Raw genomic sequence first — 18,521 nt, 5'->3', positions numbered from 1 at the left:
TTGGGGCAACTGATTGATTTAATCAACAATTAGGTCAAAAAAAGGCGCCAGACAGGCGCCTGGCGCCTAGCGCGGCTGGACGCCGCGGCCACGGCGCACGGGCACTTCGGCCTTGAACTCGTTCAGCATGTCCAGCGCATGCTCGGTCAGCTTGTCCAGCATGCGTTCCATCTGCTCTCGCTCTGCGTCGGACAGCACCGACAGCATGGCGTCGTTGCGCTGCACGGCGGCAGGGAACATGTCTTCATACAGCGCGCGTCCTGCTTGCGTCAGGGCCAGGCTGACGCCCCGGCCATCCTGGCTGTCGGCGCTGCGGCAGATCAGCCCGCGCTCGATCAGCTCGGACACGGTCCTGCTGGCCTGGCTTTTGTCGATGTTGGCCTCGCGCGCCACCGCATTCAGCGACATGTCCGGCGTCGCCCCAAGCAGCGCGATGAACCGCCATTCGCGCGGCCCGACGCCGTAGCGGCTTTCGTTCAAGCCCGCGGCGATGCGACTGGACACGTAGGCCAGCCGGTTCAGCCGGTAAGAGAACAGTTCCTTGAGAGCCGCCGGTTTGGCGCGCTTGGGGACGTTCTTGTGTTCGGTCGGGAATGCCATGACTGGGCTCTACATAAATAGGGAAAAATGCGGCCGGGCGCGCCAGGCGCCCACTTGGCCGCATGATATACAAATGCCGCGCACCGCCGTCATGAGGCGTCCTGCGCTGGCCGTGCGCCCGCAATCAGCGGATTCAGGCCGCTTTGCGCGACACGGCTGTGCAACTGCCGTCCCAACGTCTGCTGGCAAAGCTGCGACACCGCATCCAGCGCATCCAGATCCAGGCCCGTGCGCAGTCCCATGGACTCGAGCAGGCTGACCAGATCTTCGGTCGCCACATTGCCCGTGTGTCCGCCGCCGTAGCGCACCTTGGCGGGATGCCCGCCCACGCCGCCGAACGCGCAGTCGAAATGGCGCACGCCGGCATCCAGCGCCGCCACATAGTTCACCAGGCCCGTGCCCCGTGTGTCGTGAAAATGCGCCACCGGCGTGAGCTGCGGGAATTCAAGCGCCATGCGCGAATACAGATCCCGTACCGCGGCGGGCGCGGCCATTCCCGTGGTGTCGCCCAGCGTCACGATGCCCACGCCCAGTTCGGCAAAGCGCTGCACGTCGGCCATCACCGAGTCGGGATCCACGGCCCCTTCGAACGGGCATCCGAAGGCCACCGAGATCGTGCCGACCATGCGCAAGCGGCCGGCGGCCAGCCGCGCCATGTCCGCAACGTTGTTCCATTGATCCGCGCGTTCGCGCTTCAGATTGCGCAGCGAATGCGAACTGCTGGCCGACACCAGCAGGCTGATTTCGTTGGCACCGATACCGGCATCCAGATCCGCCAAGGCGCGCTGCACCGCGCGGGCATTGGCGCAGGTCGCCTTGTACCAGACCCCCTCGCGGCGCGGCAGCATCGCCAGCAGTTCGCTGGCGTCGGCAAACTGCGGCACCACCTTGGGATTGGAATAGGACGTGGCCTCCACCCGTTCGAAGCCCAGCGAGGCAAAGCGGTCGATCAGGTCCGCCTTGACCGCGGTGCCGATGAAATCGGGCTCGTGCTGCAAGCCGTCGCGGGCGAAACACTCGCACAACACCACATCGCGCGCGCTCATGCCGTTTGCTCCAATCCGAACAGCGCAATCGCGTGCGCGCGCAATTTGTTCTTTTGTACTTTGGAGCTGCCGGTCATGCCGATGTGCTCAAAGCTGTCCACGATCTCGACATAGCGCGGCACCTTGTAGTTGGCGCAGCGCGCCTTGCACCATGCCGTCAATGTGTCCGCCGCGCAGGCGTGCCCATCTTTCAGCAGGACGAACGCGGCGGGCACTTCGCCCAGACGCGCGTCGGGCACGCCCACGACCTGGGCCATGCGCACGGCGGGATGGCTGTGCAGCACCTCCTCTACCTCGGCCGGCGCGACGTTTTCGCCGCCGACGCGGAACATGTCCTTCAATCGGCCGACCATGCGCAAACGGCCATCGGCATCCATTTCCCCCAGGTCTCCCGTGCTGAGCCAGCCATCCGCGGCAAGCGCGCGGGCGGTCGCCTCGGGCATGTTGTAGTAGCCCTTCATGACGCTCCAGCCGCGCGCCTGGATTTCACCCGCCTCGCCGATGGCGACCGGCAGACCGGTCGCCGGGTCCACCACGCGGACCTCCATGCCGGGATGCGGCAATGCCCAGCCCGCCGCGCGCAAGGCAAAGGGATCGTCGTGGGAGGACAGCGTGATGTTGGGCGAGGCTTCGGATTGGCCGTAGGCATTGCAGATGCCCGGCACGCCCATGACATCGCGGATTTTCTGCATCACTTGCGGACCCGCGGCCGCCCAGCCGCCCCGCAGATGGATGCGTGCACGGTCAAAATCGGGATGGCCCATCAGCATCAGAAAGATCGTGTCGTTGCCGGAAGTCAGGGTGCAGCGTTCGGTATCCAGCATGCGCAGGGCGTCGGCGACGTCGAACTTCGGCAGCGTCAGCAGGCAGCAGCCCGTCACCAGGCTGACCAGAATCGACAATGTCGTGCCCGCCACGTGGAAGTACGGACGGATACTGAAGTAGCGGTCATCCGCCCGCACGCCGATGCGCTGGGCAGCGGCCCAGGCATTGGTCAGCATGTTGGCATGCGTCAGCATCACGCCCTTGGGGAACGAGGTCGTGCCCGACGTGTACTGGATCAGCAGCACATCGTCGGGTTGCACCGCCTGCTCGCGCGCCCGCAGCACCGCATCGTCCACCGCGCTGCCCGCTTCCAGAAAGGCTTGCCATGCCTGCGCGCCCGCTGGACAGCGTTCGCCCAGCACCACCACCTGACGCAGGGCCGGCAGCCGTTCGCCCGGCAGGCGGGTGGCAAGCGCCGGCTCCACTTGCGTCAACAAGTCCAGAAAGTCGATGCCCAGAAACGTATCGGCCGTCAGCAGCAGGGAGACATCCGCCTGCTTCAGGCAAAACTCCAGCTCTTCTGTCTTGAAGCGCGTATTGACCGGGACGGTGACCGCGCCCAGCATGGCGCACGCGTAGAAGATCTGCACCCACACGCCGCTATTGCCCAGGAGCACGCCGACATGATCGCCATGGCGCACGCCCGCGGCATGCAACGCGCGGGCAATGCGATGCGCCTCGTCGCGCATGCCGTGCCACGCATGGCGCTCGCCCGGCGCCACGAACGCCTCGGCCTGCGGATGTGCCTGGACGCTGCGGTCCAGGACCCGGGATAGCGTGGTCGGCGCGGCGATCATGCGCGCTCTCCCGAGTCCGCCACGCCAAAGCCCGCTATCGCCTGCTGCCAGTTCGTACCGCGCAGGTTCTCTTCAATCGCCAGCAGTTCGATCGCCATCGCGCCTTCGCGCGTGGTGGCCAGGCCCTGATCAATGCTGCGCTTGGTCAGCCTGACGGTAAGGGGCGCCGCGCCGGCGATTTGGCGCGCCATCGCAAGCGCCTCATCAGCCAGAGCGCCCGGCTCGTAGATATGATTCACCAGGCCGATCTCGCGGGCTTCCGCCGCCCCGAAGCGACGGCCGGTGAACAGCAATTCCTTGGCCTTGCGCGCGCCGGCAATGCGCGGCAGGCGCTGCGTGGCGCCGACCGTTCCCCAGCCGACCTCCGGATAGCAGAAAACCGCCTCGGACGAGGCCAGCACGAAATCGCTGGCGGACGCGATTTCGCAGCCCGATCCGAACGCCGGTCCATGCACCACCGCGATCACCGGCTGCGGCATACGTTCGATCGCGCCGTAAGCGGCGAACCCCTGCACGCGGCGCGCGGTCATCTCGGGCGTGGACATGGTCTTGCGCTCTTTCAGGTCGGCGCCCGCGCAGAAGGCCGGCCCGGCGCCGGTGATCAGCACCACGTGCACGGCAGGATCCGCGGCCAGCGCCGTCATGGCCTGCACCAGTTCGGCGCACATGAGCGAGTTCAGCGCATTGCGGCTGTCGGGACGATTGAGCGTCACCTTGGCGACACGGTCCTGTACATCCAGCAAGATCGTGTGAAAAGTCGGGGTCATGCCTGCTCCTGAATATTCTAGGTATAAGGGCCCGGGACCAGCGCCTGCCCGACGCATCCGGCCTTGAAACCGACTATAGGATATGTAGTTGATTAAATCCACTATTTTTAGTTGACTGGATTGCCCGGACGGACCGCTTCCACGCGCCCGGTCCGGCTGTTGGCCGATTTGGGCGTGTTCGGCGGGCCTGCTAGACTGCCCCCTGTCCACGGCCTGTAGCCAGCTTGATTAGTGATACACTCCCGGCCGAGCGTTTTCCTGCAATATCAAGGCACTACACACTCTGTTTTGCCCGTCTCGCCGTAGTTAAATGGATATAACCGGCCCCTCCTAAGGGTCAATTGGTGGTTCGATTCCACCCGGCGAGGCCACCCCCCGGCCTCGGCTTTCGACGCCGCACCATCCCCCGCGATACCGCACGTTCAGCCAGATGAGGGTTAATCCGGGCTACGCTCACGCGCGCCGTGCCGTTAGCTTCTCGTGACGCGTCTTGTGACGAATTGCTGCCGCGTCAATCCGTCACTTTTATTTTTTTCGGTGATGATAGCGAATCGCCTTGCGTGCAACTTGAAATTGCTGTTTAAATTCGACGCGTAAGCCCCTAATTCATCTGGACTTTTCCTGAACCGACATTACGCCGGCTTAAGAAATATTTGTTCACAGACCGACAAGCCTGCTCAAACCATGGCCTTTCCCTGGAAACGTGCAATTGCGAACGCGCTAGCGACTGCCGCGCTGGCGGTGTACGCGATCCTGCCCTCCGCAGCACAAGCCGCCAAGAATTCCGACCCTTGCAAGACCAACGCCAAATCGGCGGCCTGCAAGGCGCAGCAAGCAAAGAAAGCCCCCGCGCCCAAGGCCGGGTCCGGCAAGAACGCCGCCGCCAAGCAGGCGGCCCCCAAATCCTCTTCCGCCAAGAAAGCGCCGCCCAAGGGCGGCAAGCAAGTCGCCGCGAAGGGCACTCCGCCCAAGAAGGCAGGTGCCACCGGCAAGAACGGCAAGGGCGGCAAAGCGGACAAGCCAGCACGCGGCCGTCGCGTGGCGGCGGCCGCCAGCAGCGCCGCCATGCCCCCGCCCGCCGCCTCGGCGCGGGCCGAAGCGGCCGCGCTGCGCTCCAGCACCGCCTATGTGCAAGACCTGGAAACCTCCACGGTCATCTTCGCCAAGAACGAAAACGTCGTGCGTCCCATCGCTTCCATTTCGAAGCTGATGACCGCCGTGGTGGTCGTGGACGCCAACCTGCCCATGGATGAAATGCTTGAGATCACCGACGACGACGTCGACGAACTCAAGCACACCACCTCGCGCCTGCGCGTGGGCACCAAGCTGTCGCGCGGCGACATGCTGCATCTGGCGCTGATGTCTTCCGAAAACCGCGCCGCCAACGCGCTGGGCCGCCACTATCCGGGCGGCCTGCCGGCCTTCGTGGCCGCCATGAACGCCAAGGCGCAGGCGCTGGGCATGGGCAGCACCCGCTTCATCGAGCCCACCGGCCTGTCCAGCAACAACGTGTCGTCGCCGCACGACCTGGCGCGCTTGCTGCGCGCGGCCTCGCAGCGTCCGCTGATCCACCGCTATTCCACCGACACGGAGTACGAGGTCGAGATCAACAACCGCACGCAGACGTTCCGTAACACCAATCTGCTGGTGCGCAAGCCCGACTGGGACATCAAGGTGTCCAAGACCGGCTACATCAACGAAGCCGGCGAATGCCTGGTGATGCTGGCCCGCATCAACGGCCGCGATCTGGCCATCGTGCTGCTGGATTCCCAGGGCAAGCTGTCCCGCATCGGCGACGCCGTGCGCATCCGCCGCATCGTGCAGAGCGAAGTGGCGCTGGCGTCCATCCAGCCGGGCGGCTGATGCGGACTTGAACGCCGCGCCGCGCCGTATGCAGAGGGCCCGATCGAATCGGGCCCTTTTTTCATGCGCGCGTGGAACGCTACGCGGCGCGCCGCTTCGGGGGCAGCGGCTGGGCGTCGTACAGCGAAGGCGGCAATCCTTCCAGCACGGCACGCGGGTCGAGGGAGCCGATAGGCACGCCGGCATCCAGCGGAATCCGGCCGTCGGCTTGCAGCAGCTGATAGCGCAGGCAGCACACCCGCAGGAAGGAGGTGAAATTCGCGGCCTCGCCGCGATACTCGACCAGCTCGTCGTACAGGCGTTCGATCAGTTGCGTGACCCGCATGCCGTCGCGCCCGGCGATCTCTTCAAGGACCTGCCAGAACAGGCGCTCGAGCCGCAGGCTGGTCGCCACGCCGTGCAGGCGCAGGGAACGGGTTTCGGGGGCATACGATTGCTCGCTGGCGCGGATGAAAATTTCACACATGAGTGCTCCTGGGGACACCGGGCGGGTGCGCCTGCGATCGACTGTACGACGTCCGGCGCTCCGCCGGCAAGATCACCCGCCGGGCATGCGGCCCCGTCCTGAAGCACGAGGCGGATCCGGCGCAGGTTGACATAAATCATGGTCCCCAAAGCCTGCAAGTTCGACGATACTGAGACTGACCAGACTTCGGAGGTAATGATGGACAAGACCATGAAGGCCGCAGTGGCGCGGGCGTTCGGCAAGCCCCTGGTGATCGAAGAAGTCGCAGTGCCGCGCCCGGGTCCGGGCGAACTGCTGGTGAAGATCGAGGCCTGCGGCGTCTGCCACACGGACCTGCACGCCGTCGAAGGCGATTGGCCCGTCAAGCCCAACCCGCCCTTCATCCCGGGCCACGAAGGCGTCGGGCACGTCGTGGCCGTGGGCGCCGGCGTCACCCATGTGAAGGAAGGCGACCGCGTCGGCATCCCCTGGCTGTATTCCGCCTGCGGGCATTGCGAGCACTGCCTGGGCGGCTGGGAAACGCTGTGCGAGCAGCAGCAGAACGCCGGCTATTCCGTCAACGGCGGCTTTGCCGAGTACGCGCTGGCCGCGGCCGATTACGTGGGCCTGCTGCCCAAGAATGTGGGTTTCGTCGACATCGCCCCCGTGCTGTGCGCGGGCGTCACCGTATACAAAGGCCTGAAGATGACCGACACCCGCCCGGGCAACTGGGTGGTGATCTCGGGCATAGGCGGGTTGGGCCATATGGCGGTGCAATACGCGAAGGCCATGGGCCTGAACGTGGCCGCCGTCGACATCGATGACGCCAAGCTGGACTTCGCCCGCCGCCTGGGCGCGGAAGTCACGGTCAACGCCAAGACCACGGATCCGGCCGCCTATCTGAAACGCGAAATCGGCGGCGCGCACGGCGCGCTGATCACGGCCGTGTCGCCCAAGGCCTTCGAGCAGGCGCTGGGCATGGTGCGCCGCGGCGGAACGGTGGCGCTGAACGGTCTGCCGCCCGGCGACTTCCCGCTGTCGATCTTCGACATGGTGCTCAATGGGGTGACCGTGCGCGGCTCGATCGTCGGGTCGCGGCTGGATCTGCAGGAATCGCTGCAGTTCGCCGAAGAAGGCAAGGTGCACGCCACCGTGGCCACCGAAAGCCTGGAGAACATCAACGACGTATTTGACCGCATGAAGAAGGGCCAGATCGAAGGCCGCATCGTGCTCGACTTCGCCTGATACCGGCAGGCAAGGAAAAGGCGCCTGGGGCCGCGCAAGCCGCCCCAGGCGCCTTATTCATTCAGCCGTCGGCGATCACAGCGAGATCTTCGTCCCCAGCACGGCCAGGAACTGCGACATCCATGCCGGATGGGCGGGCCACGCCGGCGCGGTGACCAGGTTGCCGTCGGTATAGGCCTGGTCGATCCCGATCTCGGCGAAGGTGCCGCCCGCCAGCCGGACTTCCGGCGCGCACGCGGGATAGGCCGAGCAGGTGCGGCCCTTCAGGATGCCCGCCGCCGCCAGCAATTGCGCGCCGTGGCACACGGCCGCGATCGGCTTGCCGGCCTGGTCGAACGCACGCACGATATCCAGCACTTTCTCGTTCAGGCGCAGATACTCGGGCGCGCGTCCGCCCGGTATCACCAGCCCGTCGTAGGAAGAAGGCTCGACGCGGTCGAAATCGTAGTTCAGCGCAAAATTGTGGCCGCGTTTTTCGGTATAGGTCTGCGCGCCTTCGAAGTCATGGATGGCGGTTGCGACGGTGTCGCCGGCCTTCTTGTCCGGGCAGACCGCGTGCACCGTGTGCCCCACCGTCAGCAGCGTCTGGAACGGCACCATGGTCTCGTAGTCTTCGGCGTAGTCGCCGACCAGCATCAACAGTCTTTTGCTCATGATTGTCTCCTTGGATGAGGATGGCCGCCGGTTGCGCGCCGGGGGGTCCGGGCTCCGGTTCTTGATGTTCTCGGTCCATTGTGCCTGCGCAAGGCCCGCACAAGGTGGTAGCGGGATACCACGGGCCGGCCGGATGCCCCGCGATCGGGGCCGGGACTCGGCTGGCCCGTCTTACTCCAGTGCCACGGAGACCGGCTTTGCGCCCAGCACGCTGACCAGCACCTGGGGATCTATCCCCACCAGGTAGCCGCGCCGCCCGCCGTTGATGTAGACCACCGGATACGTCAACACCTCGGCCTCGACCCACACCGGCATCTTCTTGCGCGTACCGAACGGCGACGTGCCGCCCACCTGGTAGCCCGAATGGCGCTGCGCGACGTCGGGCTTGCAGGGCTCGACCTTCTTCAGGCCCGCCTGGCGCGCCAGATTCTTGGTCGAGACCTCGCGGTCGCCGTGCATGACGACGATCAGCGGCTTGGCCGATTCGTCTTCCATCACCAGCGTCTTCACCACGGCATGCGGATCCAGGCCGAGCTGGCGCGCCGCCTCGCCCGCGCCGCCATGGTCCACGTAGTCGTAGGTGTGCTCTGTGTAGGCCACCTTGTTCTGCTTGAGGAACTGGGTGGTGGGCGTTTCGGAAACGTGGCGGGCTTTGCTCATGGGAATGCCGGGTGGGAGAATGGAAAATGCGTAAGGGAAAGTGCGAAAAGGATAGTGCGAAAAGGATAGTGCGAAAAGGATAGTGCAACGGGGATGCGGGCCGCTAGCCGCGCGGATGATGCGCCGCGTGCAGCGCCTTCAGGCGTTCGCGCGCCACGTGCGTATAGATCTGCGTGGTGGAAATGTCCGCGTGGCCCAGCAGCATCTGCACCACGCGCAGGTCCGCGCCGTGGTTCAGCAAGTGCGTGGCGAAGGCATGCCGCAATACGTGGGGCGACAAGGGCGCATGCACGTCCGCAAGCACGGCATATTTCTTGACCAGTTGCCAGAACGCCTGCCTGGACATCGCTTCGGCGCGGCCGGTGATGAAGAGCGCATCGCTGACGCGTCCCGCCGCCAGTTCAGGGCGGGCGGTCTTCAGATACTGGTCGATCCAGTGCGCGGCCTCGGCGCCCAGCGGCACCAGCCGGTCCTTGCCGCCCTTGCCCAGCACCACCCGCACCACGCCTTCGTTCAGGCTCACGTCCAGGGCGCGCACGCCGACCAGTTCGGACACGCGCAGGCCCGTGGCGTACAGCGTTTCCAGCATGGCGCGGTCGCGCAGGCCCCTGGCCTGGCCCAGGTCGGGCGCGCGCAGCAAGGCGTCCACCTGCTGCTCGGACAAGGTCTTGGGCATGCGGGGCGGCTGCTTGGCGGCGATCAGCGTCAGGCAGGGATCGCGCTCGGAACGGTGTTCGCGCAGCGCCCAGGCGTAGAAACGGCGCAGCGCGGCCAGCCGCCGGTTGGCGGTGGTGGCTCGCGTTTCCTCATGGCGGAAGGCGAACCAGGCCTCGATGTCGGCCTTGTGCGCGTCGCACAGGGGTTTGGCGGGGCCGGCGGGCATGACGTGGGCGCTGGCGGCATCGCCATGGCGGTCGGCCAGTTCGCGGGCGTAGGCGTCCGGGTCCTCCAGCCAGCGCGCGAAGCCGGTCAGGTCTCGGCGGTAGGCGGCCAGCGTGTTGGCGGACAGGCCGTCCTCCAGCCAGACGGCGTCAATGAAGGCGTCGATATCGGCCTGGGAGGCGAGCGGCGGGCGGGCGATGGGCATGGCGCGATTCTACGGCCGGGCGGGGCGGCTCAGCGTTCGCCCACGCCGGCGGCGGCCGACTTCAACCAGTTCTCGAACAGTTTGAGAGCTTCGGAACGTTCGCTACGTTGCGGATAGCCGAAGTAATAACCCTGGCTGACCGCAAGCGATTGCGGCACCGGCATGGCCAACGCCCCCTGATCCAGCGCCGGTTGGGCCAGGAAGCGGGGCATCAGCCCAACCCCCAGTCCGGCCTGCACCGCCGCCATCACCATCGTGAAAAGTTCGTATCGCGGCCCGCCCGCCGCCTGCGGACCGTACAGGTGGCCATTGGCGCCGTACCACTGCCGCCAGGCGTCCGGCCGGGACGCCAGGTGCAGATGGGTCATGCCGGACAAGGCGCTTGCGCCCGTTTCCGCCGCGCGGGCCGCCAGTTCCGGCGCGCAGACGGGCACCAGCTCGCGTTCCGGGAACAGCAGCACGCCCTGGGTGCCCGGCCACAACCCGTCCCCGTGATAGAGCGCGCCATCAAAGGGCTGGTCCTTGAACTGGAACGGGAGCGTGCGCACGGACAGGCTGACGGTGATGTCGCCGTGCTCGCGCTGAAAATCCGCCAGGCGCGGGATGAGCCAGGTCGTGGCCAGCGTGGGCACCACGGCGATATGGATGCTGCGGCCCATGCCGGTCCGGCTGACCAGGCCGAACGTGTCTTTTTCGATCTGGTCCAGGTGGTGGCGGATGCGGCCCGCATATTCCGCCCCATGGTCCGTCAGCACGATGCGGCGCCGCACCCGCGTGAAAAGCTGCACGCCCAGGCGCGACTCCAGGCTGGCCACCTGCCGGTAGACGGCGCTATGCGTCAGGGACAGTTCCTCGGCCGCGCGCGAAAAACTGCCCAGGCGGGCCGATGCTTCGAACGCCTGCAGGGCGCTCAGATTGGGAATGCCGTTTCTCATGGAGCGGATACCGCCAGGAACCGGCCGGGGCCGGGCGCGCCGCACGCGGCGGCGCAACAGGCACTACGTGCCGGAGGATCAATAGATTGTGCAATTTTATCAATTGCGTTGTGCGCTCAGGGAACATATGCTCGGGAGTCCTAACCTAGGCTAACCACGACATCACCATGCCTCAGCAAGATTCCCGCCTTGGCGGTCACATTCTGGTCGACCAACTGGTCGCCCAGGGCGTCAAACATGTGTTCTGCGTTCCCGGCGAAAGCTATCTGGCGGTGCTGGATGGCCTGCACGACGCGGACATCAAGGTTACGGTATGCCGCCAGGAAGGCGGCGCGGCCATGATGGCCGACGCCCACGGCAAACTCACCGGCGAGCCCGGCATCTGCATGGTGACCCGTGGCCCGGGCGCGTCCAACGCGCTGGCCGGGGTGCATATTTCCAAGCAGGACTCCTCGCCCATGATCCTGTTCGTCGGCCAGATCGAACGCGGCATGCGCGAACGCGAAGCCTTCCAGGAAATGGACTACCGCGCCGTGTTCGGCACGCAGGCCAAATGGGTCACCGAGATCGATCAGGTCGAACGCATTCCCGAACTGATCTCGCGCGCATTCCACATCGCCACGTCCGGCCGCCCCGGCCCGGTCGTGATCGCCCTGCCCGAAGACATGCTCGTCGAAGCCGCCAAGGTGGCCGACGCCCCGCGCTACGAACTGATCGACTCCGCCCCCACGGCCGGCCAGCTCGCCGACCTGGAAAAACTGCTGGCCGGCGCCAAGAACCCGGTCGCCATCCTGGGCGGCACGCGCTGGGATGCCCGCGCCGTGCAGCAATTCGCCGATTTCGCGCAGCGGCATGCCCTGCCTACCGCGGTGTCGTTCCGCCGCCAGATGCTGTTCCCGGCCGACCATCCATGCTTCATCGGCGACGTGGGCCTGGGCATCAACCCCGCGCTGCAGAAGCGCGTGGCCGACGCGGACCTGATCCTGCTGGTCGGCGGCCGCATGTCCGAGAACCCCAGCCAGGCCTACACGCTGCTGGATATTCCGGTCCCGAAGCAGAAGCTGGTGCACGTGCATCCCGACACCGCCGAACTGGGCCGGGTGTACCGCCCCACGCTCGCCATCAATACCTCGCCCGCCGCCTTCGCCGCGTCGCTGGCCGGCCTGAAGGCGCCCGCCAAGCCCGTCTGGGCCGAAGGCACCCAGGCCATGCGCGAGTCGTTCCTGAAGTGGAGCGACCCCGAATCCATCACGACGCCGGGCGCGCTGCAGATGGGCCAGGTCATGGCCTATCTGGAAAAGACCCTGCCGGCGGATGCCATCATGACCAATGGCGCGGGCAACTACGCCACGTGGCTGCACCGCTTCCACCGCTTTACCCGTTTTGGCACGCAACTGGCGCCCACCTCGGGTTCCATGGGCTATGGCCTGCCCGCCGCCGTAGGCGCCAAGCGCGTCTGGCCCGACAAGACCGTCGTCTGCTTCGCGGGAGACGGCTGCTTCCTGATGCACGGCCAGGAATTCGCCACGGCGGTGCAGTACGACCTGCCCATCATCGTGGTGCTGGTGGACAACGGCATGTACGGCACGATCCGCATGCACCAGGAAAAGCACTACCCGGGCCGCGTGTCCGCGACCGAACTCAAGAACCCGGACTTCGCCGACTACGCGCGCGCCTTTGGCGGCCACGGCGAACGCGTCGAGACCACCGAACAGTTCGGTCCGGCCTTCGAACGGGCACTGGCCAGCGGCAAACCGGCGATCCTGCACTGCTTCATCGATCCGGAAACCATCACCCCGTCCACGACCCTGGAAAAGATCCGCGACGCGGCATTGAAGGCCCAGCACTGATACCCGGGCGGCACCGGACCCGGCGGCGCGCCCAGGCGCGGCGCCGTGCAAACCCCGACTTGCCGCCCGAATTATTTTAGGTTTAAACTACTTTCCAGATTCCGGTTACGGAAATCCATAACGGAGACCCAGCATGTCCTCGAATCCCTCTTTCCATTGGCAAGACCCCCTGTTGCTGGACCAGCAACTGACCGAAGAAGAACGCATGGTGCGCGACGCCGCCTATGCCTATTCGCAAGACAAGCTGGCTCCGCGCGTCCTGAACGCCTTCCGCAACGAGAAGACCGACCCCGAGATCTTCTCCGAAATGGGCGAGCTCGGTCTGCTGGGCGCCACCATCCCCGCCGAATACGGCGGTGCGGAACTGAACTACGTCAGCTACGGCCTGATCGCCCGTGAAGTCGAACGCATCGACTCCGGCTACCGCTCGATGATGAGCGTGCAGTCGTCGCTGGTGATGGTGCCGATCAACGAATTCGGCAGCGAAGAGCAAAAGAAGAAATACCTGCCCAAGCTGGCTCGCGGCGAATGGATCGGCTGCTTCGGCCTGACCGAACCCAACCACGGCTCCGACCCCGGCAACATGGAAACGCGCGCCGTCAAGACGTCCGACGGCTACAAGATTTCCGGCAACAAGATGTGGATCACCAACTCGCCTATCGCGGACGTGTTCGTGATCTGGGCCAAGTGCGTCGGCGGCGACTTCGACGGCAAGATCCGCGGCTTCATCCTGGACAAGGGCATGAAGGGCCTGTCGGCTCCCGCCATCCACGGCAAGGTCGGCCTGCGCGCGTCGATCACCGGCGAAATCGTCATGGACGAAGTGGAAGTGTCGGCCGATCAGATGATGCCCGGCGTGTCCGGCCTGAAGGGTCCGTTCACCTGCCTGAACTCCGCCCGCTACGGCATCGCCTGGGGCGCCATCGGCGCCGCCGAGGCCTGCTGGCACACCGCCCGCCAGTACACGCTGGACCGCAAGCAATTCGGCCGCCCCCTGGCCGCCAACCAGCTCATCCAGAAGAAGCTGGCCGACATGCAGACCGAGATCACGCTGGCGCTTGCCGGCTGCCTGCGCCTGGGCCGCATGAAGGACGAAGGCACCGCCGCCGTCGAGATCACCTCCATCATGAAGCGCAACTCTTGCGGCAAGGCGCTGGACATCGCCCGCCTGGCCCGCGACATGCTGGGCGGCAACGGTATTTCCGATGAATTCGGCGTGGCCCGCCACCTGGTCAACCTGGAAGTGGTCAACACCTACGAAGGCACCCACGACGTGCACGCCCTGATCCTGGGCCGCGCGCAAACGGGCATCCAGGCGTTCTATTGATCGCCTGCCCGGCATAGCCGACAAAGCCGCCCCGATGGGGCGGCTTTTTTCTGGGCCGGCGCAATGGGCCATGCGCCCGATCGCCAGGCTACGTCCTTGGCGCATTGCCGAAAGCCCGTATAGGCGCGGGCTTGCACACGCCGTACGCTTTGCGGCTACCCCCCGACCAGGAGTCGCGCATGCAAGGCATCCCATCCCTACGCCTGATGGCGGGCATCGCCATGGCTTTCATTGGCCATGGCGCCTATGCCGTCACCACGCTCACCATGGCTACCGAATATCCGGCCACCTCCATGCCCGGGCAAGGCGTGTCCACGTTTGCGGAACTTGTGCGCGCCAAGACGGCCGGCAATGTGGTCATCGACGCCAGTTTCGATGCGGCCAAGGGCATCAAATCGGGCGACATGATAGACGCGGTCGAGGCGCGCAAGGTGGATGCGGGAGACGCCTTCGCCGGCGCGCTGGCCACGAAGTACCCCTTGTTCGGCGTGTCCTCCCTGCCCTTCCTGGCGGACTCGCTGTCCAAGGCCCGCAACCTCAACAAGGCGGCGCGTCCGGCGTACGAGAAACTGTTGGCTGCGCACGGCCAGAAGCTGCTCTACACCACGCCCTGGCCGGCCTCGGGCATCTGGTCCAAAGAAAAGATCGACGGCATGGCCGCGTTCAAGGGCCTGAACATCCGTACCTACGACGCGACCTCCCAGGACGTCATGCAGAGGGCGGGCGCCCGCGCGCAGAACATTTCGTTCGCGGACGCCATGCCGCGCATCGCGTCCGGCGAGATGAACGCCGTGCTGTCTTCAGGCGACGGCGGCGCGGGCCGCAAGCTGTGGGAACACCTGCCCAACTTCGCCGAGATCAACTACGCGATGCCGATCTCGGTGGCCACGATGAATCTGAAGGCCTATCAGGCGCTGGATGCGCGCACGCGCAAGGCGATCGACCAGGCGGCCGCGCAGACCGAGGCCGAACAGTGGAAACGCATTGAAGGCCGCTTGCAGCAGAACTACGCCAGCATGCGCAAGAACGGCGTGGCGATCAACACGTCCGTGCCATTGCCGGTGCGCAAGGCGCTGAAGGACGCCGCGGCGGAATCCGTGAATGCCTGGAAGGCGGCGGCCGGGCCGGAAGCCGCCGCCATCCTGAAGCAGGCAGGCAAGCGGTAGCCGCCTCAGTTATTGCCCGACAGGTCGAACAGACTGGTCGCTTCCATTTCCAGCACGCCTTCGTCGTGCTGGTTCAGGACCGTCCAGGCCCAGGTGATGATGCCCAGGTCCGGGCGCGACGACGAGGTGCGCGCGCCTTGCACGCGCGCTTCCAGGCGCAGGGTGTCGCCGGGCCGCACCGGCGTGCGCCAGCGCACTTCGCCCAGTCCGGGCGAGCCGAAGGATTCGGAGTCATGCAGGGCGGCGTCCACCGCCATGCGCATGGCCAACGCGCAGGTGTGCCAGCCGCTGGCGATCAGCCCGCCCCAGCGCCCCTCGGCGGCACGCTGGGGATCGGTGTGAAACCATTGGGGGTCGAACTTCCGGGCAAACTCCAGGATCTCCGCTTCCGTCACGCTGATCGGCCCGGCCTTGATCAGCATGCCGTCCTTGAATTCCGCGAACTTCATGTTTGGCTTTCCCCGTGCAAACGAAATCGGCGCGCCCAGGCGCGCCGATCGTCACGCATCTGTTGTGTTGGACTCAGTACGTCTCGAAATGCAGCCGGCCTTCGCGGCGCAGCACATCATGCAGGATAGACCAATCCTCGCCCGCCTGCACCATGACCTCGCGCAACGCGTCCAGCACGCCGACTTCCATGCCTTTCAGGCCGCAGACGTAGATGCAGGTGTTCCGGTCGGCAAGCAGTTCGCGGACAGCGGGCGCGCGTTCGCGGATCAGGTCCTGAACATAGCGCTTGGGCTGGCCGGCCTCGCGCGATAGCGCCAGGTTGATGTCGATGAAGTCGCGCGGCAGCTTCATCAAGGGGCCGAAATAAGGAAGTTCGCGTTCGGTGCGGGCGCCGAAGAACAGCATGAGCCTGCCGACTTCACCGGTGCCGATCCGGCGCCGGCTGCGCTCGGTCATGGCGCGCATGGGCGCGGATCCCGTCCCCGTGCAAATCATGATCAGATTGGCGCGCGGATGGTTGGGCATCAGGAAGGTGTGGCCGAAGGGGCCGATCACCCGCACGGTATCGTTCTTGGCCAGGTCGCACAAATAGTTCGAGCAGACGCCGTGGGCGGCGGCGCCGCCGTAGTCCTGGGTAACGCGCTTCACGGTCAGCGACAGGTTGTTGTAGCCCGCCCGCTCGCCGTCGCGCGGGCTGGCCAGCGAGTACTGGCGGGCGTGATGCGGCCTGCCCTGCGCGTCCTCGCCAGGCGGCAGGATGCCGATGGACTGCCCTTCCAGCACCGGGAACGGCAGCTCGCCGAAGTCCAGCACGATGTGATGGATATCGCTTTCCGTGTCCGTGCCCGTGACGCGGTAGTTGCCCACCACCGTTGCCGTCATGGGCGTCTTGTGCGTGTACAAATTCACGTAGGGATGCGCCGCGGACCAGGGCGGGACGGAGGCCCCGGCAGGCATGGCCGCCGCTGGCGGTTCGGCGAACGCGGCCGGGTCCGGGGCGGCGGATTCTGCTTGCGTGGATTCCGGCGCGGCTTGCGCCGGCAGGGACTTTTCCCCAGGCAGTTCCTCCCAGCCCAGTTGCTCCTGCACGGAATAGGCCTCGGCCCGCACCACCAGCCGCCAATTGTCGATGGACCCCGTCGGGCACGGCGGCACACAGGCCATGCACCCATTGCAGATATCCGGATCCACCACGTAGTTGGCGGAATCGTGGGTGATCGCGTCGACGGGGCAGGTTTCTTCGCAGGTGTTGCAGCGGATGCAGATCTCGGGATCGATCAGATGCTGCTTCAGGACATCTACGGGTAAAGGGGCATTCATCGCGGTCTTCCCAATGCGCGGGCGGGGCGCGGACGCGCGCGCCGCCCTTTCCGCTTTCAGTTGAAACGGACGTAGTCGAAATTCACCGGCTGGCGGTTGACGCCCATGACGGGCGGCGCGATCCAGTTGGCGAACTTGCCGGGCTCTGTCACACGCCCCATCAGCGAGGCGACAAAGGCGCGGTCTTCCGGCGTGGGCAGCCACTTGTGCTGGTTGGCCTGCCATTGCGAGTCGGACAGGATCTCGCCTTCGGGCGACATGCGGATGCCGGCCAGCGTGCCGATCTGCCGGTTGAATGCCTTGTGGGGCACCTGAAGGCGGAACGGGATGCCGCTCTTCTCGATGACCTTGTTCCAGCGGCCGATGCCGGCCACGGAATCGCGGATGAAGTCGTCGCGCAGCACTTCGTTCAGGGCGTTGAGCATCGGCACCTCGATCTCGTTCAGCTTGCCGTTGTTCACGCTCAGCACGCGATACGTGTCGTTCTTGAGCTGATGGTCGTCGGTGCGCTTGCTTTCTTCGTAACGACCCTTCAGGCCCGAGCCGTAGAAGATGGCGGCGTTGGACGATTGGTCCGCGCCGAACAGGTCGATGGTGACGCTGTAGTGGAAGTTCAGGTAACGCTGGATGGTGGGCAGGTCGATCACACCGGCGGCGCGCACGCTTTCGGGGTCGTCGGTCTTGAGCTGGTTCATCACTTCGCAGGTACGCTGGATGGTGCGCGAAATACCGGATTCGCCCACGAACATGTGGTGGGCTTCTTCGGTCAGCATGAACTTGGTGGTGCGGGCCAACGGATCGAAGCTGGACTCGGCCAGCGCGCAAAGCTGGAACTTGCCGTCGCGGTCGGTGAAGTAGGTGAACATGTAGAACGCCAGCCAGTCGGGCGTCTTTTCGTTGAAGGCCCCCAGGATGCGCGGATTGTCCGAATCGCCGGAGCTGCGCTGCAGCAGCGCGTCGGCTTCCTCGCGGCCGTCGCGGCCGAAATAGCGATGCAGCAGGTACACCATGGCCCACAGGTGGCGGCCTTCTTCCACGTTGATCTGGAACAGGTTGCGCAGGTCGTACTGGGACGGCGCGGTCAGGCCCAGATGGCGCTGCTGCTCGATCGAGGCGGGTTCGGTGTCGCCCTGCGTGACGATGATGCGGCGCAGATTGGCGCGGTGTTCGCCGGGCACGTCCTGCCACGCGTCCCGCCCCATGTTTTCGCCGAAGTGGATCTTGCGCTGGCCGTCCTGCGGCGCCAGAAAGATGCCCCAGCGGTAATCGGGCATTTTGACGTGGTTGAAATGCGCCCAGCCGTCCGGTTCCACGCTGACCGCCGTGCGCAGGTATACGTCGAAACCGTGAGAGCCGTCCGGCCCCATGTCCTGCCACCACTGCAGATAGTTGGGCTGCCAATGCTCCAGCGCGCGCTGCAAGGCGCGGTCGCCGGACAGATTGACGTTATTGGGGATCTTGTCGGTGTAGTTGATGCCGGACAT

At 65.7% G+C, this 18,521-nt stretch carries 17 protein-coding genes and 1 tRNA gene; 6 read left to right on the top strand and 12 right to left on the bottom strand.

What is annotated here, in order from left to right; all coding sequences use genetic code 11:
* Positions 1-66: 66 nt before the first annotated feature.
* The 4 genes from ASE30_RS06475 to ASE30_RS06460 form a co-directional block, all read right to left on the bottom strand.
* Positions 67-600 carry a MarR family winged helix-turn-helix transcriptional regulator gene (locus tag ASE30_RS06475; RefSeq protein WP_057283483.1) on the bottom strand — a complete coding sequence of 178 codons (534 nt, stop codon included), beginning with the start codon at positions 598-600 and terminating at the stop codon, positions 67-69.
* A gap of 89 nt (positions 601-689) precedes the next feature.
* Positions 690-1,646, bottom strand: coding sequence for a hydroxymethylglutaryl-CoA lyase (locus ASE30_RS06470; protein WP_057283482.1), 957 nt, complete (start codon positions 1,644-1,646; stop codon positions 690-692).
* Entirely contained in the window at positions 1,643-3,268 is a 1,626-nt protein-coding gene (locus ASE30_RS06465) for an AMP-binding protein (RefSeq protein WP_057283481.1), read from the bottom strand. The genes ASE30_RS06470 and ASE30_RS06465 overlap by 4 nt, the downstream gene beginning before the upstream one ends.
* Entirely contained in the window at positions 3,265-4,035 is a 771-nt protein-coding gene (locus ASE30_RS06460; protein ID WP_057283480.1) for an enoyl-CoA hydratase/isomerase family protein, read from the bottom strand. The genes ASE30_RS06465 and ASE30_RS06460 overlap by 4 nt, the downstream gene beginning before the upstream one ends.
* Positions 4,036-4,331: 296 nt before the next feature.
* Here ASE30_RS06460 and ASE30_RS06455 point away from each other — a divergent pair.
* Both ASE30_RS06455 and pbpG read left to right on the top strand, forming a co-directional pair.
* Positions 4,332-4,406 (top strand) — tRNA-Arg (locus ASE30_RS06455).
* A gap of 313 nt (positions 4,407-4,719) precedes the next feature.
* Complete coding sequence (gene pbpG / locus ASE30_RS06450; protein WP_057283479.1) at positions 4,720-5,898, top strand: D-alanyl-D-alanine endopeptidase; 1,179 nt, start codon at positions 4,720-4,722, stop codon at positions 5,896-5,898.
* Positions 5,899-5,977: 79 nt separating this feature from the next.
* Here pbpG and ASE30_RS06445 read toward each other — a convergent pair whose 3' ends face one another.
* Entirely contained in the window at positions 5,978-6,364 is a 387-nt protein-coding gene (locus ASE30_RS06445) for a ribbon-helix-helix domain-containing protein (protein ID WP_057283478.1), read from the bottom strand.
* Between the two features lie 198 nt (positions 6,365-6,562).
* Between ASE30_RS06445 and adhP the strand changes: the two genes are divergently transcribed.
* On the top strand, positions 6,563-7,588 hold the full coding sequence (adhP, locus tag ASE30_RS06440) for an alcohol dehydrogenase AdhP (protein ID WP_057283580.1): 1,026 nt from the start codon (positions 6,563-6,565) through the stop codon (positions 7,586-7,588).
* Positions 7,589-7,663: 75 nt separating this feature from the next.
* On the opposite strand, the gene ASE30_RS06435 is transcribed toward adhP, so the two are convergent.
* From ASE30_RS06435 to ASE30_RS06420, 4 genes are all read right to left on the bottom strand, one after another.
* Entirely contained in the window at positions 7,664-8,242 is a 579-nt protein-coding gene (locus ASE30_RS06435) for a DJ-1/PfpI family protein (RefSeq protein WP_057283477.1), read from the bottom strand.
* Between the two features lie 171 nt (positions 8,243-8,413).
* Complete coding sequence (gene ybaK / locus ASE30_RS06430) at positions 8,414-8,902, bottom strand: Cys-tRNA(Pro) deacylase (RefSeq protein WP_057283476.1); 489 nt, start codon at positions 8,900-8,902, stop codon at positions 8,414-8,416.
* A 103-nt stretch (positions 8,903-9,005) separates the two neighbouring features.
* On the bottom strand, positions 9,006-9,989 hold the full coding sequence (xerD, locus tag ASE30_RS06425; protein ID WP_057283475.1) for a site-specific tyrosine recombinase XerD: 984 nt from the start codon (positions 9,987-9,989) through the stop codon (positions 9,006-9,008).
* A 29-nt stretch (positions 9,990-10,018) separates the two neighbouring features.
* On the bottom strand, positions 10,019-10,924 hold the full coding sequence (locus tag ASE30_RS06420) for a LysR substrate-binding domain-containing protein (protein ID WP_057283474.1): 906 nt from the start codon (positions 10,922-10,924) through the stop codon (positions 10,019-10,021).
* 167 nt (positions 10,925-11,091) lie between these two features.
* On the opposite strand from ASE30_RS06420, the gene ASE30_RS06415 reads away from it, so the two are divergent.
* The 3 genes from ASE30_RS06415 to ASE30_RS06405 all read left to right on the top strand — a co-directional run bounded on the left by ASE30_RS06415 (position 11,092) and on the right by ASE30_RS06405 (position 15,267).
* Complete coding sequence (locus tag ASE30_RS06415) at positions 11,092-12,774, top strand: thiamine pyrophosphate-binding protein (RefSeq protein WP_057283473.1); 1,683 nt, start codon at positions 11,092-11,094, stop codon at positions 12,772-12,774.
* A gap of 133 nt (positions 12,775-12,907) precedes the next feature.
* Positions 12,908-14,101 (top strand): acyl-CoA dehydrogenase, encoded by a 1,194-nt coding sequence (locus ASE30_RS06410; RefSeq protein WP_057283472.1) that lies wholly within the window; start codon positions 12,908-12,910, stop codon positions 14,099-14,101.
* A gap of 179 nt (positions 14,102-14,280) precedes the next feature.
* Entirely contained in the window at positions 14,281-15,267 is a 987-nt protein-coding gene (locus tag ASE30_RS06405) for a TRAP transporter substrate-binding protein (protein WP_057283471.1), read from the top strand.
* A gap of 5 nt (positions 15,268-15,272) precedes the next feature.
* On the opposite strand, the gene ASE30_RS06400 is transcribed toward ASE30_RS06405, so the two are convergent.
* The 3 genes from ASE30_RS06400 to boxB form a co-directional block, all read right to left on the bottom strand.
* Positions 15,273-15,716 carry a MaoC family dehydratase gene (locus tag ASE30_RS06400; RefSeq protein WP_057283470.1) on the bottom strand — a complete coding sequence of 148 codons (444 nt, stop codon included), beginning with the start codon at positions 15,714-15,716 and terminating at the stop codon, positions 15,273-15,275.
* A 73-nt stretch (positions 15,717-15,789) separates the two neighbouring features.
* On the bottom strand, positions 15,790-17,037 hold the full coding sequence (boxA, locus tag ASE30_RS06395) for a benzoyl-CoA 2,3-epoxidase subunit BoxA (RefSeq protein WP_057283469.1): 1,248 nt from the start codon (positions 17,035-17,037) through the stop codon (positions 15,790-15,792).
* A gap of 56 nt (positions 17,038-17,093) precedes the next feature.
* Positions 17,094-18,521 (bottom strand): benzoyl-CoA 2,3-epoxidase subunit BoxB, encoded by a 1,428-nt coding sequence (gene boxB, locus ASE30_RS06390; RefSeq protein WP_057283468.1) that lies wholly within the window; start codon positions 18,519-18,521, stop codon positions 17,094-17,096.

Source organism: Achromobacter sp. Root83 (assembly GCF_001428845.1).
In the GTDB taxonomy this organism is placed as follows: domain Bacteria; phylum Pseudomonadota; class Gammaproteobacteria; order Burkholderiales; family Burkholderiaceae_B; genus Achromobacter.
The sequence above is the reverse complement of the archived record's forward strand: the minus strand, read 5'-3'. Positions and strand labels throughout refer to the sequence as shown.

Bases quoted from the DNA above. Each gene is read 5' to 3' on its own strand.
- xerD (WP_057283475.1), bottom strand. From the start codon at position 9,989: ATGCCCATCGCCCGCCCGCCGCTCGCCTCCCAGGCCGATATCGACGCC.
- ASE30_RS06415 (WP_057283473.1), top strand. From the start codon at position 11,092: ATGCCTCAGCAAGATTCCCGCCTTGGCGGTCACATTCTGGTCGACCAA.
- boxB (WP_057283468.1), bottom strand. From the start codon at position 18,521: ATGTCCGGCATCAACTACACCGACAAGATCCCCAATAACGTCAATCTG.
- ASE30_RS06465 (WP_057283481.1), bottom strand. From the start codon at position 3,268: ATGATCGCCGCGCCGACCACGCTATCCCGGGTCCTGGACCGCAGCGTC.
- ASE30_RS06405 (WP_057283471.1), top strand. From the start codon at position 14,281: ATGCAAGGCATCCCATCCCTACGCCTGATGGCGGGCATCGCCATGGCT.
- ASE30_RS06420 (WP_057283474.1), bottom strand. From the start codon at position 10,924: ATGAGAAACGGCATTCCCAATCTGAGCGCCCTGCAGGCGTTCGAAGCA.
- ASE30_RS06475 (WP_057283483.1), bottom strand. From the start codon at position 600: ATGGCATTCCCGACCGAACACAAGAACGTCCCCAAGCGCGCCAAACCG.
- ASE30_RS06470 (WP_057283482.1), bottom strand. From the start codon at position 1,646: ATGAGCGCGCGCGATGTGGTGTTGTGCGAGTGTTTCGCCCGCGACGGC.
- ASE30_RS06400 (WP_057283470.1), bottom strand. From the start codon at position 15,716: ATGAAGTTCGCGGAATTCAAGGACGGCATGCTGATCAAGGCCGGGCCG.
- ASE30_RS06445 (WP_057283478.1), bottom strand. From the start codon at position 6,364: ATGTGTGAAATTTTCATCCGCGCCAGCGAGCAATCGTATGCCCCCGAA.
- ybaK (WP_057283476.1), bottom strand. From the start codon at position 8,902: ATGAGCAAAGCCCGCCACGTTTCCGAAACGCCCACCACCCAGTTCCTC.
- ASE30_RS06435 (WP_057283477.1), bottom strand. From the start codon at position 8,242: ATGAGCAAAAGACTGTTGATGCTGGTCGGCGACTACGCCGAAGACTAC.
- ASE30_RS06460 (WP_057283480.1), bottom strand. From the start codon at position 4,035: ATGACCCCGACTTTTCACACGATCTTGCTGGATGTACAGGACCGTGTC.
- ASE30_RS06410 (WP_057283472.1), top strand. From the start codon at position 12,908: ATGTCCTCGAATCCCTCTTTCCATTGGCAAGACCCCCTGTTGCTGGAC.
- adhP (WP_057283580.1), top strand. From the start codon at position 6,563: ATGGACAAGACCATGAAGGCCGCAGTGGCGCGGGCGTTCGGCAAGCCC.
- boxA (WP_057283469.1), bottom strand. From the start codon at position 17,037: ATGAATGCCCCTTTACCCGTAGATGTCCTGAAGCAGCATCTGATCGAT.
- pbpG (WP_057283479.1), top strand. From the start codon at position 4,720: ATGGCCTTTCCCTGGAAACGTGCAATTGCGAACGCGCTAGCGACTGCC.